The sequence below is a fragment of the Paenibacillus sp. NPDC056579 genome (assembly GCF_042793215.1).
Taxonomy (GTDB): Bacteria; Bacillota; Bacilli; order Paenibacillales; family NBRC-103111; genus Paenibacillus_S.
In genome coordinates, this window is sequence record NZ_JBHTVD010000004.1 from 335,443 (window position 1) to 349,563 (window position 14,121).

The following is a 14,121-nucleotide window of genomic DNA, read 5'->3' on the forward strand; positions in this document are numbered from 1 at the left end:
GCTTCATTAATTTCCAACTTCAACAAAAGTGAGGGTCTTATGAACATCGTGCTTATAGGTATGTCCGGAGCCGGTAAGAGCACCTTAGGTGTGCTGCTTGCCAAAGCTTTGGGAATGGATTACGTAGATACCGATCTTGTTATCCAGCAGCAGGAAGGCAGGCTATTGCAAGAAATCATCGATCATGACGGTATCGAAGCGTTTATGGAAATTGAAGAAAGCATTGTGTCTGAGCTGCAGCGAGATCATTGCATCATATCCACAGGCGGAAGCGTCGTTTATTCCGATAAAGCTATGAATGCTTTAAAACAGGGCGGACAGATTATTTATTTGCATGTATCGTACGAGGAAATTGAGCGGCGACTTACCAACATAACGACCAGAGGTATTGTGATCAAGAATGGAAACAGTCTGAAGGACGTTTACGATGAAAGAGTCCCGCTCTACATGAAGTACAGTGATAAAACTTTGGATTGCACAAACAAAGAGATAGAGCATTGCGTTAGTGAACTGTTAGAGATGCTGTGAGCATGATTTTATTGAACTAGATAAGCTGGGGGACAAGGAATGGAATTAATCAAAATAATTACGGATAGTGATATTGTCGGCGGTGAACCCGAATTGCTGGATTCCGTATCACGTTATAGCGCGAGAGGCATTGTAGTGGATGAACAGGGTAACGTTGCCATGATGTATATGTCGAAGCTGAAGCTTTACAAGCTGCCTGGCGGTGGTATAGAGGATGGCGAACAGGCACAAGACGCGTTTTTGCGCGAGATTATGGAAGAAACCGGTTATGAAGCTGAAATATTTCATGAGCTGGGATATATCGAGGAGCATAAGAAGAGAAATGATTTTATGCAATATTCCTACTGCTATGCAGCCAAAGCCAATCATAGCCCTCGTAGCGCAATGCTTAGCGAGAACGAACAGCAGCTTGGGATGACGGTTACTTGGATGACACTGGACAAAGCATTAGAAGTGATGAATGATTCCTTACATAGTAATGACTATTCCACTGGATTTATGATTTTGCGTGATACAACGATACTTGAGACATATCAAAGCACCATGAATTCTAATGTAAAAGCTTGAGTGATCAGGCTTTTTATTTTTTTGTTTTGGCTGGAAAGCGCATCAGCTTATTATCCATATTAGTTAGAGGTATTCTCCATTTACTCCCTAAAACGGATGATTATAATTAGTGGTGAAAGGGTTTTCAACCGCGTATTCATTCAATTAGGGGGAATGTCGATGTATCCATTGACAAAGGGGAGTATCGGTTGCATCACGGCAATTTCGATCGTATTATTGTCCGCATGCACAGGCGGCGCTCCCGCCGGGAATCCAACCGCAGAAAATCCTTCGGCAAAAGAAGAAGCGAAAAACATCCAAGACGCCAAGCTGGAGCAGGCGGAGCTGCTGATTCTATCGAAGGTTGCTTCCATCACGCAGGAAGAATTCGAGCGTACGATCGCTGAGCCCATTAGGGCCAAGTTTCCGCATTATAAGCTGAAATATATCATTGAGGGAAAAGAAACCAGCCTGCAAAGCATGATGGTTTCCGGTCAAGCGCCTGACATTACGATCACTTCGCTTGCAGGAATGCAATCCTCCCTTATCCCCCTGGGGCTTGAGTACGACTTGACCGGCTTGATCAAGAAATATAACTACGATATGTCTCGGATCGAGCCTTCCACCATGGAATCGTTGAAAAATGCTACCTCCACAAGTGCCATTTACGGATTGCCCAAGTATCTTAATACTGTCGTTCTCTTTTATAACAAAGATATTTTTAAGCGATTCGGCATTGCCTTTCCGAAGGACGGCATGACGTGGGAGGAAGTCACCCGACTCGCCGCCAGCTTGACCCGTTATGAAGACGGAACCCAATACCGGGGCATGTCGCTGTTTTACAGCAATATGATCTTGGAGAACCAATTGTCACTGCCTCTGATTCATCCTACGGAGGAAAAAAGCTCCGTCAATGTGCCGGCTTTCCAAAAGCTTCTCATGACATACAAGGCCATTTACGACATTCCCGGAAATAAGCCTGAGGGAGATATTACGCCGGATAAAGAGCTGACCGCATTTCATAAGCAGAGAAATGTTGCGATGGTGGCTTCTCCGATGTCAGGCTACGGGCGGTTCGAGAGCGATCCGGATCTCGATTGGGATATGGTGGCCGCTCCGACATTCCCCGATGCGCAAGGAGTCGGTTATCAGCCCAACACCATTTATTATTTTATCAGCAATGTGAATAAGAAAGCCGAGCAGGCGTTCCAGGTGGTTACGGAGCTGCTATCCGATGAAGTTCAGCTGCAGGCGAACAAGGAAGGCAGACCAACCATCCTAATGGATGAGAAAATCCGATCGAGTCTCGGCAGCGGTCATAAGCTGTTCAAGGACAAAAATTTCAAAGCCGTCTTTTACAACAAATTCGCTCCGATGCCGCAAGCTAACGCCAAAATGGCGCCACTGGTCAATGCATCCTCTATTCTACAAGGGGAATTCGCGGCCATGATAAGCAAGGGAACGGATGTGAATACGGCACTGCGTCTGGCAGACGATAAGATCAACCAAGCCATTCAGACGGCGAAAAACAAATAAACTCTTGGCTGGGAGCGTGGTATGTCATCGAGAAAGAGTATCTTCACCAATTTTTCCCCAAAATTATGGACGTGGTGCACCGAACCGTCGACTTTTGGGAGGGAACTGAATATTGCGCGGTTCGGCCTTCAACGAATGTTTACAATCTGGCTTTTATCTACGAGGGTGAGGGTACGCTCAATCTGAATGGAGAGAGCTATGAGCTTGGGCCGGGATGTATCTTTCATGTCTCACCGGGAATGCGGATGGAGCTGAAGTGCTCCCGCGATAAGCCGCTTCATTATTTCGGCGTACATTTTCATCAGCTGCGTGTGCAATGGGAAGGAAGCGAGGTGCAGACTACGGTTACGGTGACACCGCTGCCGTTAGCAAGAATGCTCTACTTGCCAGGACATTCTGTCCATGGGCAGGCAGCGGCGTTATACGATGGCTGGCATTCGAAATCGCCGGGCTATGAGTGGCAGACGAAGCTGGGCCTGTTCCAGCTGCTGGATGAACTATGCTCCGCCGTAATCGAAGTGCGGACACGGGAGGAGAGCTCTTATCGCGCCATGGACAACAGCGTAAAGTACATTCGGCAGCATTATGCCGAGCCCATAAGCCGGGAGGTGTTAGCGGAGCATGTGTCCCTATCCGTCAGTCATTATTCCGCCCTGTTCAAAAAAGTAATAGGGATCAGCCCGCTGCAATTCGTCGAAAAGGTTCGAATCGATCATGCTAAGACCATGCTCACGGGCTCATCCAAGCCGATCAGCGAGATCGCCAGAGAGATCGGATATAACGATCCGTTGTATTTTACCCGCGTATTTACGAAGGTGACCGGAATGGCTCCCCGTGAATACCGAGGATAATTAGTAGAGTAGAGGAGGAGAGAGATTATGCACGAGGTGGAGCGATTCCATGTCTTAATCGTCGGGAGCACGTTCGCAGGGCTTGGGTTAGCATCCAGCCTGAAGGAGAAGGCCCTCGTTGTGGAACGAACCGGGTCGGTCGGAGCAGAATTTATCGCTGCTTTCCGCAATGCTAAGGTGAATTTATCACAAGAGGTGTCGCCGATAACGAATACGCTGATGAGCGAAGCGGTGCATCGAAGCGTCATCGGCGGAGAGGGAGGCATTCACTGGCCGGCGTTTGCGCCGCTCTTATATCGAGTGATATCCAGCGAAAAGCTTCCGGTGCGCTTCTTGACCCGCGTAATTGATACGGCTGCGCTGCCGGACGGAGGCTACGAGGTCACCTTAATGGGAGCTGCAGGATTATCCAAGGTGCAGGTGGACACCATCATAGATACTACGAGCTTTTGTGAGACAGCCCCGGATTCGGCAGGACGACAGCTGCAGGGCAAACGGCTCAATGCCATGATTCATCGTCCGGAGAGCACGCAAAATCCACCTTCCATAACGGAAGGCTTCACGATCTATCAAGGGCGCTTTGCATCGGAGTGGGTCGTCAGCTGTCCGCTGGAGCTTGATGACGATTGGCATGCAGCAAGGGAGAGGCTGCTGTCGTTCTGGGAAGCACGGCCGGAATCGTTGAAGCCGTGGAAGCTGGCTACTATTGCCGACGCGTTCGATGTATCTTTACCTGCGAAGACATTCGTACTGTCACCGGGCTGGCTATGGCATCCTTCGGCTGCGTATGCGGATCCTATTGCCGCATTTGAAGCGGGAGTTCAATTTCAAATGGAGGTACCGGCGATATGAATCTTTCCGAGCGGTGGAACGGCAGACTTGTACAAACATCGTGCAAGCCCGATTTTAAAGATATGTATGATGTTATCATTGTGGGGTTAGGTACAGCAGGCGCCATTGCAGCCATCCGGGCGGCGAAGCTGGGATTGAAGGTGCTCGGCTTGGAACAAATGCACGGAATGGGCGGAGCCGGAACATTGGGCGGCGTGACCGGCTATTACTTTGGAACGCGCGGAGGAATCTACGAAGAGGTGGATACTCGGACGGCGGAGCTGGAGGCTGCTTCCTTTCTCAAAGCGGGAGGCGTCAATGCCAATGCCAAGAGCATCGTTCTGGAGCGGGAAACCGCATCAGCCGGCGCCGCCTTTCAATATGAGGCTATCGTCCTTGGCGTGTACATGGAAGGACGCGCTGTCAAGGGGCTGCGGTGGATAGGGCCCCATGGCATCCAAAGCGCAGGCAGCCGCGTCATTATCGATGCGTCGAGTGAGGCCGAGGTTTGCGCTTTGGCAGGCTGCGAGGTGCGCAGGGGGCGTTCATCAGACGGTCAAGTGCAGCCGTTTTCCAATGTCGTGCAGCTCCTGAAAGATCACCGCATCCACCATTTTTACACGGATTCGGGATATGTCGACGCCGCAGACCCGGAAGCCTTGTCCAAGTCGATTGTACAATCCGCTCTTCTAGAAACACACTTGAAAGCGGAGTACCGGGATGATGAGGGACGGCTGTTGAAAATTATGCCGCAGCTCGGGCTGAGAGAAGGAAGGCTTATCGTTGGCGAGGAGACGGTCACCTTCGGAGACTTTATCGAAGAAAGGTATACTTCGGAGCCGCTCTTTTACGCATACTCGAATTTGGATAATCACAGCAAGGACGTTGCCTTCGAGAGCGAAGCGCAGCAGGATTGGTCCGTCGTCTCCAGTCTGTGGGGGCTCAACTTCACGGTTCCCATTCCGATAGGCACCCACATACCGCATGGTACCGAAGGCTTGCTAGCTGCCGGCAGAAGCATCTCGCTTGATCATGATCTCGCTAGCTGCATCCGCATGAAACGGGATATGCAGAAGAGCGGAGAAGCCGCTGCCGATATGGCGTATCTAAGTATAACTAAGAACTGCTCGCTAACAACCATTCCCTATGCGGAGCTGCGGTCCTTATTGGAAGAAACCGGTTGTCTGGAGCAGGGGAGGAGCGTGGAGTTTAAAGACAGCTCCACTAAGGTGAATCAAGATTACGCTGTCCGCAAGTGGCTGACAGACCCTGCCGAGATCCGGGAGGCTCTTGCCGGTACCAAGCCGGGTATTGCCATTTGGTCGGCGAAGCGTCTCGGAGCTCAGCTGGTGCCCCAGCTGCAATCCTGGCTATCGAGCGACAAGGAGGAACACCTGCCGAAGCACAGTGCGATGGCCCTCGGATTAATCGGCGATGCTGCAGCGATCCCAATGCTTAGACGCATCGTTCAGGAAAGGGACATGTTTGTTCCGCATACGAGCCGCAAATACAACCAAGTGCGCGGCTATGCAGCAATTTACCTGCTAGGCAAGCTCAGGGATAAGGGCATCGTGCAGGAGCTGCTGAAGATTATCCGTGACCCGGCGGAGCTGCCGCAACTAAATCCGGAGGAACGGAACTGGGAGTTTATATCCGATCCGGAGGAGCTGTATTTTCAGTTTTTTTCGTTCTCCGTTATGGCTTTGCTGCGAATAGCGGACGTGCATACGGAGCTGCGAGAGAGCATTGGTGCTGCGATCCAAGAGCGTCTCCATGACCCTGAGCTTCAATTAAAAGTATCATTCAAGGGCTCCAGGGTTATCAAGTACTCGATGCTTGAACGAATTGAAGAGATCGTAGATAAACACCTTCAAAGCTGGGGATCGCCCGCGTGAAGTGGTAGGAAGGCAAGAGAAGCATTGCAGACGGCCGCGTCTGGATGCTTCTTTTCGTTTATCCAGGAGAGCAGGCAAGGGGTTCTTCTCTCTTTATAGGAATCTATCTTGCTCCATTCGTCATATGAATAACAACTTGCGAATAAGAATGATAGCAGCAGGAGACATGTCCAAACTATACAGAGGATGTAACAATGCAGCTGAAACAATTTGCAGGAGAGGATGGTATCAGGGTATGGAGCATGGAGATTCCAGCATCGCAATCTTAGGAATAGGTACAGCCGTGCCGGCTTATCGGCTTGAACAGGCGGAGACATCTGCAAGGTTAATGGAGGCTTTGAAGGACAACGCGGATTCCGCGCGCTGGGCGAGGAGAATTTTCAAGCAGTGCGGTGTGGAGACCAGGTACACCTGCGAGCCGAACCTGCTGGAGCCGGCTTCGAGCTGCCGTTACTTTCCAAGTTTATCCATAGAATCGATACCTTCTACCGCCGAGCGAATGCAAACATATAAAAGGGAGTCCGTACCGCTTGGCTTAGAGGCAGCAAGAAAAGCGCTGGCAGACGCCGAGGTTAACGTTTCAGAAATTACTCACCTGCTGACGGTCAGCTGCACAGGCCAATTTCTTCCAGGTATGGATACGGCTTTGGTCAAGCAGCTGGGGTTGTCCGATACGGTGAATCGGATCCCGCTGCAATTTCTAGGCTGCGCTGCAGGGCTTAAGGCGGTTTGTCTCTCGAAGCAAATCGCTGCAGGGCAACCGGGCGCTAAAGTGCTTGTTGTCTGTGTCGAGCTGTGTACGCTCCACATTCAACCTTCGGCGGAGCGGGAAGCTCTATTCGCCGCTTCTTTTTTCGGTGATGGTGCATCTTCTTGTGTTATTGGCGCCGCTGATCGTGAGCATAAAGGGATATTTCAGCTGGGCAAGGAGCATTCGGCCCTTCTGCCTGACTCGGCCAACGATATGGTATGGGAGCTGGGGGATTACGGCTTTGACCTATACCTTTCCCCAAGTATTCCGAAGCAAATAGCCGGCTTGATTCCTGCAGAGGCAAGGCGGTTATTGGAAGGAGAGCCTGACCCGCAGCTATGGGCGATCCACCCCGGCGGACGCGGCATTGTCGAGGCTCTTCAGGACGTGTTCGGGCTTACAGACGAGCAGACCGAGCCCAGCTACTCCGTACTGCGCCATTACGGCAATGTATCCTCCGCGACCATTTTGTTCGTTCTTGACGAAATGAGAAAGGGACTGGAAACCCGCCGTTCGGGAGCCGCAGACGGCATAGCGATGGCATTCGGTCCGGGCCTTACAGTCGAGATGATCCGGATTGTATATGTCCCGGCCGTTAATCGCCAAGAGGAGCTGCTTGCGGGTAAACGAAGTGTTTAGCCGGCTGCGTCAGCGGGCCGAGGAGCCTGAACTGATGGACGACTTCTCACAAGGGGGAGAGGAGCTCCGCGAAGCGCTGCAGCATCTGCGCAGGCTGAATCGGATCTTTGCGGCATCATCGCCCACACTGTATGGTGTGAATCGATTATGGCAAGCAGCGGACAAGCCGGACCGTTTGTCCATTCTGGACATCGGCTCGGGCTCCGGAGATGTGAACCGACGGCTTCTCCGGTGGGCTGATGTGAACGGAATTGAACTCAGGATCACCTTGGTTGACGTAACCGAAGAAGCTTGCGAGGAAGCGAGAAGATTCTTCCATAAGGAACCGCGGGTACAAGTCTTGAAACGCGATTTGTTTGATCTGCCGGAAGGCGCTGCTGATATTATTACCGGGACGCAATTTGTCCATCATTTTGAAGATCAGGAGCTGGCCCGCGTTGTAGAGCACATGCTCAAGACGTCCCGACTGGGCGTCGTAATCAATGATATTCATCGGCACTGGATTGCATGGACTGCGGTGTGGCTTACAGCGCGATTGGTGTCGAGCAACCGATACATAGTACACGACGGTCCTTTGTCCGTGGCTAAAGGGTTTCGTTCGGCCGATTGGATTCGTCTCGGAAGTGAGCTCGGCATCCCCGAGCTGTTCTATCGCTGGAGGCCGTTGTTCCGTTATGCCGTCGTCCTAAGCAAGCAGGGGGCTCATTCCAATAGATGGAGTTGAATGCGATGCATCGCCAATATGATGTCGCGGTGCTTGGGGCGGGAATAGCCGGAAGCGCCGTGGCCAAAGCTTTAGCTGATCGGGGATGGGAGACGGTGCTGATCGATCAGCGCCAGTTTCCGCGGCATAAAGTATGCGGAGAATTTCTGTCTCCGGAATCGCAAGCTATACTGCGCGCTCTTGGGCTGCATGAAGCGGTACAATCGCTTCAACCGAGCCGGATTAACCGGACACGGCTAATCCTGAATGGCGGTGATGCGCTGGAATTGGCTATGCCAGGAATCGCCTTGGGAATAAGCAGACACTCCATGGATTCGATGCTTCATAATGAGGCGGTCAAAGCGGGGGTAGAGCTGCAGACGGCAACGACCGTGACTTCCGTTCTCCCGCGAGACAAGGGGTATACGATCCAAACGAAACAGAATACAGAGCCTCGTACCGTAATGGCACGAGCCGTTATTGCCGCATGGGGAGCCAGCCGCCGTTCGGGTCTGCCCGGCCCGAGTCCGAATTCGACGGCAAAGAAGTACATTGGCATAAAATCTCATTTTAGCGGTGTGGAAGCGGAGCCTGTTGTAGAGCTTTATTTTTTTTCTGGTGGTTATATCGGCGTCTGTCCTGTTGAGCACGGGATCGTAAATATTACTGCGCTGGTGGAGCACGATGCATTTCAAGGACATGCTGCAACGATAACAGGGCTGATCGAGGCCGCCGCCCGGAGGAATCCCGTGATCTGCCAAAGGCTGTCCCAAGCTGTGCCGATTCCCGGAACTCAAGCGGCTGTTGCTCCGGTCCATCTAACCCGCAAGCCTCTCGCATGGGATATCCTTCCCAGAGTGGGTGACGCGATGCTTATGCTGCCGCCGCTCTGTGGAGACGGGATGTCGATGGCACTGCGATCGGCTCAGTTATGCTCTTCATTTGCAGATAGCTATTTGCACGGGAATCTGTCGCTCAGCCAATGGAAACACGAATACTCTCAATCCATTCGCCGAGAATTCCTGGGTCCACTTCGTTGGGGTTGGCTAATACAATCACTGGTCAATAAGCCCATACTCTCCACTGCTGCGCTGCGCCTAGCCAGGATGACGCCGCGAGTTGCTGATCGATTGCTTCGTGCAACCAGACTAAAGGAAATCGACTTTCTAGAGCTCTAGAGCATCCGCCTATGTATTTACCTTCGCAATCCGTACAAAGAGGAGCATATCCATGGGATACCGCAAGCTCGCCTTCCTCTGCCTTCAATATCCGAAAACCATCATTATCATTTGGACCGTGTTTTTGGTCTTATTCGGGGCATACGCCCACAAGCTTCCATCGGTATTAAAAAATCACGGTTTGCTGGCTGACGAATCCTATGCCAAAGTGCAGCAAATCGTATCCTCCGAATTTCATATCCCCGATGATCCTATCATTCTCATCTTTGAGAAAAAGGAAACCGTAACTCCCGATCAATTCCGGCGCTTCATCGAAAAGGCTCTGCTTAATGTGAAAGGAACGGACGATCTGACCGACATCATATCGCCATTAGAGCGGCCGGGAATGCTTAGTGAAAATCATGCTTACGCGCTTCTGGCGTTGCAGAAGACCTCCTATGATTTGAAGCCGGTGATAGACGATATTCATCGACGACTGCCTAAAGCTGCAGGAATTTCCGTAAAAATTACGGGGAAGCCGGTAGTCCAATCCGATGTCAATCAAGCGAGCCGCAATGACCTCGGAAAGGCGGAACGGATCGGACTCCCAGCTGCGTTCATCATCTTGTGGATCGCCTTCGGCGGAGTCGCTTCCGCCATGCTTCCCGTTATTATCGGAGTGGTCAGCGTTACCGGTACTATGGGATTGATGTATTGGATAGGGAAGGAGCTGGAGCTGTCTAATTTCGTCCTGAATGTCATTCCGATGGTCGGTTTGGCGCTAAGCATCGATTTTGCATTACTGCTGGTCAGCCGGTTTCGTGAAGAGCTGTCACGGCATCCCCTGGAGCAAGCTCTGATAACGACCATGCAAACGGCCGGAAGATCTGTTGTGTTCTCTGCCGCCGCCGTGCTTCTTGCATTGGCCGGGACGCTGCACATTCCACTGCCGATCTTTACTTCCGTCGCTCTCGGCGCTATGGTTGTATTGCTTATTTCGGTTTGTTTAACCTTGACGCTGCTTCCGGCTCTTTTTACGTTGCTATGGCCGGTTATTCAGGCGGAAACCATGCCGCTGTCATCTATCAGCAGATCGAACATTTGGTACACCTGGTCGCAGTATGTGATGCAAAGACCCGTTCGAATGGGGCTATTGGCGTTAATGATTTTGACCGGCTGCTTCTTGCCTCTGAGCAGGATGGAAGTAGCCATTCCGGACGCTCAATCGCTGCCGAAGGATTACGAATCCCGTGTGGCTGCTCAGTCGTATCAAACCCGCTTCGTAGACCCTTCGACTTCCCAAGTGTTGGTTGTTGCAACGGGAGCTTTCAACAGCTCAAGCAATGAGGACTGGCTGAAGGCATTTGCGCTGGTCCAAAGAATAGAAAAGGAACCTGAGGTTAAGCAGGTGAAATCCGTATTCTCTGCACTGAAGCTGCCGCCGGGCCAGCTCCATTACTTGTTTCAGCAGCATTATGGCAGGGGGAAATACGCTCCGGTTCTCCCGGCTTTTGTTACAGCAAACCGCATGCTTCTTGAAGTAACCATTGAAGGGGAGCCGTCATCGAAGCAGGCGATGGATTGGGTCAGGAAATGGGAGGGGATGTCTGCAGATATGCCGTTCCTACTGGGAGGAGAAGCCAAATATCAACAGGAAGTGTATGATGCGATCTTCAACAATATAAAAGACGTTGTCCTTTTTATCGTTATCTCCAATTATATCGTTTTGTTCGCCGCATTCCGCTCCGTCCTCATTCCGATAAAAACCATCTGTATGAATCTATTGAGCCTCGGCGCCTCGTTCGGTATTTTGACATGGATGTATAACGAAGAGGCTCTGGGAATGGAACAGAGCAGCATTGCGATCATGATTCCCGTATTTGTATTCGGGCTGGTATTCGGTATCAGTATGGATTACGGCGTATTCCTTGTTTCCCGTATCTTTGAGGTGTATCAGCAGACACGGGACAATAACAGGGCGGTCCTCATTGGGTTAGCCTCCACAAGCAGAATGATCACTTCGGCGGCCGCGATAATGATCGCAGTTACGCTGCCGTTTGCGTTCGGTGAGGTGATAGGCGTGAAACAATTGGGGATAGGCATTGCAGCGGCTATTTTCATCGATGCGACCATTATAAGATTGATTCTGATTCCTGCTCTGATGAAATGGCTTGGAAGCTGGAACTGGTGGGCGCCCGGCTGGTTAAAGAAAGGATGAGTACTGATGTTCTACCCTTGGAACATACGCGTCTTTCCATTGATGCTGATATAGATGGAGTCACGTTGATGCATGATGGATAGCGGCGGCTCGCAAATATCAACCACTGCTTTCTCAATGAGGCCGTTGAACGGAAATTCGGGAGTGGGGTACCTTGGACTGACCGGAGTTAATCGATCCCGTCCGACATCCAACCCTTCGACGGAAAGAACAAACGGTAAGGTCCGCGGCATATCTACCGTCCCAACGTCTTGACCGTTAATGAAGAGCTTGCCGACGCCTTGAAGGATTCCTCTTCGTTTAAAAATAAACTGAATCGTGGAGTATCCAAGGGGAACTCCTGCAGAGGATTGAGTTTTATAGACTGTGCCGGCATCATTGTATTCACAGAATAATGAATTATTTTTAATATAGAGTGTATATCCGCTGGAACGATTGCCATGGGCAATTAATATTCCTTTTGCTGAAACATGGGATCGAAAGATAGGGATGGTAATCGAGTAAGATGACCTGTTGATGTAGGGAGCGGCGGTTGTAGGCAAATGGGCCATTCCGGGATAGTAGACGAACGTGGTTCTCCCTTCTTGGAGGCCGGCGTACCCGTGTGGCAGCGGGAGATCACTCAGAGGAAGAACACCGTACTTTATGGCTTCCTCCCACCATAAAGCTTCGAGCATTCTTAATTTTTCCGGATTACGGTCTGCAAGATTAAACTTTTGAGAAAAATCTTCATTGACATAGTACAGCTCCCACTGATCTTTATCGTAAGGCACGCCGGTTTCATGATTAGTAACCTCAACCCAGCCGTCATGCCAAATTGCCCTGTTGCCGAGCATTTCAAAATATTGTGTATTCCGAAGGGAAGCTGCGTTGGGTTCTGTCAATGTATCTCTCATGCTAACGCCTTGCATCGGCATCTGAGGGACACCATCTACTCTCGCGGGAGCTTGAATATTTAGAAGGTCCAGTATAGTAGGAGTAATGTCGATGGCGTGATAAAATTGCGAACGAACCGCGCCGCCGTCTGAAATCAACGAAGGACAATGAATGATTAGAGGGACGTGGATGCCTCCATAGAAGGTGTCTTGCTTATAAAATTTGAAGGGCGTATTTGCAGCTTGCGCCCATCCTTTGGGATAATTAGGGCTTGTTTGAGGTCCGCCTATTTCGTCAATGTGAAGCAGCATCTCATTCACGTTCTCCGTAATTCGATTGAGATAGGCAGCGTCATTAATGGAGCCATTCCAGTCCCCCTCCTGACTGGCCCCGTTATCTGAAAGCAAGACGATAATCGTATGATCGAGAATGCTTTTAGTTTTTAGATAAGCAAGCAGTCTTCCGATTTGACGATCGGTATGAGTAAGAAACCCGGCATACGTTTGCTGGAATCGTGTAAATAGTACCTTTTCCTCATGAGTCAGCACGTCCCATGGCTTGATGCCCGGATTGCGATCCACAAGTTCAGTGTTCGGAGGGATGATGCCCATATCCATTTGCCGCTTGAATCTTTCAGCTCTAATGTGATCCCAGCCTTTATCATATACACCCGTATAAGCTTCAATGTATTCATTCGGTACCTGATGAGGCTCATGGGTGGCTCCGAAAGCCAAATAAAGAAAAAAGGATCGGTCAGGTGTAACCGAAAGATGGTCCGTCAAAAATTCGATGCTCTTGTCAACCAAATCCTCTGATAAATGGTAATTCGGATAGTCCGGCCAGCGAACACGATGGTTATCGTAAACCAAATCAGGTGCATATTGATCCGTCATGGCTTGTAAAAAGCCGTAATACCGGTCAAAGCCTTTTGCAAGCGGCCAATTATGAAAAGGTCCGGCTGATGAGGCTTCATGACCCGGGACCAGGTGCCATTTTCCGGCCATATAGGTAGCCATCCCATTGAGCTGCAAAATTTCTGCCACTGTGGCTGCTGAATCGGTAATGCGTCCTCTTTTGTTAGGGTACTCCGGCCCCCAGTCTATATCGCTTACCATCCCAACTCCTACCGAGTGACAGTTACGGCCTGTAAGCAGACAAGCACGGGTGGGAGAACATAGAGGGGTTACGGTAAAATTGTTGTAACGAAGGCCATTCTCGGCTAAGGAGTCCATGTTAGGAGTCTTTATCTCTGAACCATAGCATCCCAAAGAAGAGAAACCAACATCATCCAGAACAATATAGATGACATTTAGATCTGTATGTTCTCCATCTTGGTTCCGGTGCTTCATTCCCGATCACCCGCTTCCCGCTTTGAGCATGTGGATATTTGATTATGTTCAATAATAAGTAATTTATGAAGGGGCGGCTTAAAAAAGAGCAAGTGGTTGCAGTGGAATCTCACTTGTTGAATTGTAAACAATAGGAAAGCCTTTTTTAAAAAACAATGAATTTGTGCAAGATATAATAATAAATAAAGGAGAATCGAGTCTGCAAATAGAAACATTGCAATTGAAATAAGTCATCATTAGG

The 14,121-nt window shown here is 50.3% G+C and carries 11 protein-coding genes; 10 read left to right on the plus strand and 1 reads right to left on the minus strand.

The annotated features are described in order from the left end of the window. Nucleotides 1-39: 39 nt before the first annotated feature. The 10 genes from ACFQ88_RS18400 (at nucleotide 40) to ACFQ88_RS18445 (ending at nucleotide 11,655) form a co-directional block, all read left to right on the plus strand. Nucleotides 40-528 (plus strand): shikimate kinase, encoded by a 489-nt coding sequence (locus ACFQ88_RS18400; protein WP_379455110.1) that lies wholly within the window; start codon nucleotides 40-42, stop codon nucleotides 526-528. Between the two features lie 39 nt (nucleotides 529-567). Further along, nucleotides 568-1,095, plus strand: a complete 528-nt coding sequence (locus ACFQ88_RS18405) for an NUDIX hydrolase (protein WP_379455111.1) — start codon at nucleotides 568-570, stop codon at nucleotides 1,093-1,095. 159 nt (nucleotides 1,096-1,254) lie between these two features. Next, nucleotides 1,255-2,610: an ABC transporter substrate-binding protein gene (locus ACFQ88_RS18410; protein WP_379455112.1), complete on the plus strand. Its 1,356-nt coding sequence runs from the start codon at nucleotides 1,255-1,257 to the stop codon at nucleotides 2,608-2,610. 65 nt (nucleotides 2,611-2,675) lie between these two features. After that, nucleotides 2,676-3,461, plus strand: a complete 786-nt coding sequence (locus ACFQ88_RS18415) for an AraC family transcriptional regulator (RefSeq protein ID WP_379455113.1) — start codon at nucleotides 2,676-2,678, stop codon at nucleotides 3,459-3,461. Between the two features lie 27 nt (nucleotides 3,462-3,488). Beyond that, nucleotides 3,489-4,313, plus strand: coding sequence for a hypothetical protein (locus ACFQ88_RS18420; RefSeq protein WP_379455114.1), 825 nt, complete (start codon nucleotides 3,489-3,491; stop codon nucleotides 4,311-4,313). Continuing rightward, nucleotides 4,310-6,187, plus strand: coding sequence for an FAD-dependent oxidoreductase (locus ACFQ88_RS18425; RefSeq protein ID WP_379455115.1), 1,878 nt, complete (start codon nucleotides 4,310-4,312; stop codon nucleotides 6,185-6,187). The genes ACFQ88_RS18420 and ACFQ88_RS18425 overlap by 4 nt, the downstream gene beginning before the upstream one ends. 235 nt (nucleotides 6,188-6,422) lie before the next feature. Beyond that, a complete protein-coding gene (locus tag ACFQ88_RS18430; RefSeq protein WP_379455116.1) occupies nucleotides 6,423-7,577 on the plus strand; it encodes a type III polyketide synthase in 1,155 nt (384 codons plus the stop codon). Continuing rightward, nucleotides 7,570-8,301 carry a methyltransferase domain-containing protein gene (locus ACFQ88_RS18435; RefSeq protein WP_379455868.1) on the plus strand — a complete coding sequence of 244 codons (732 nt, stop codon included), beginning with the start codon at nucleotides 7,570-7,572 and terminating at the stop codon, nucleotides 8,299-8,301. Before ACFQ88_RS18430 ends, ACFQ88_RS18435 begins: the two co-directional genes overlap by 8 nt. Continuing rightward, nucleotides 8,292-9,458: an NAD(P)/FAD-dependent oxidoreductase gene (locus tag ACFQ88_RS18440; protein WP_379455117.1), complete on the plus strand. Its 1,167-nt coding sequence runs from the start codon at nucleotides 8,292-8,294 to the stop codon at nucleotides 9,456-9,458. Before ACFQ88_RS18435 ends, ACFQ88_RS18440 begins: the two co-directional genes overlap by 10 nt. Before the next feature lie 52 nt (nucleotides 9,459-9,510). After that, nucleotides 9,511-11,655 carry an MMPL family transporter gene (locus ACFQ88_RS18445; protein WP_379455118.1) on the plus strand — a complete coding sequence of 715 codons (2,145 nt, stop codon included), beginning with the start codon at nucleotides 9,511-9,513 and terminating at the stop codon, nucleotides 11,653-11,655. A gap of 11 nt (nucleotides 11,656-11,666) precedes the next feature. On the opposite strand, the gene ACFQ88_RS18450 is transcribed toward ACFQ88_RS18445, so the two are convergent. Beyond that, nucleotides 11,667-13,880, minus strand: a complete 2,214-nt coding sequence (locus ACFQ88_RS18450; RefSeq protein ID WP_379455119.1) for an arylsulfatase — start codon at nucleotides 13,878-13,880, stop codon at nucleotides 11,667-11,669. Nucleotides 13,881-14,121: the final 241 nt, after the last annotated feature.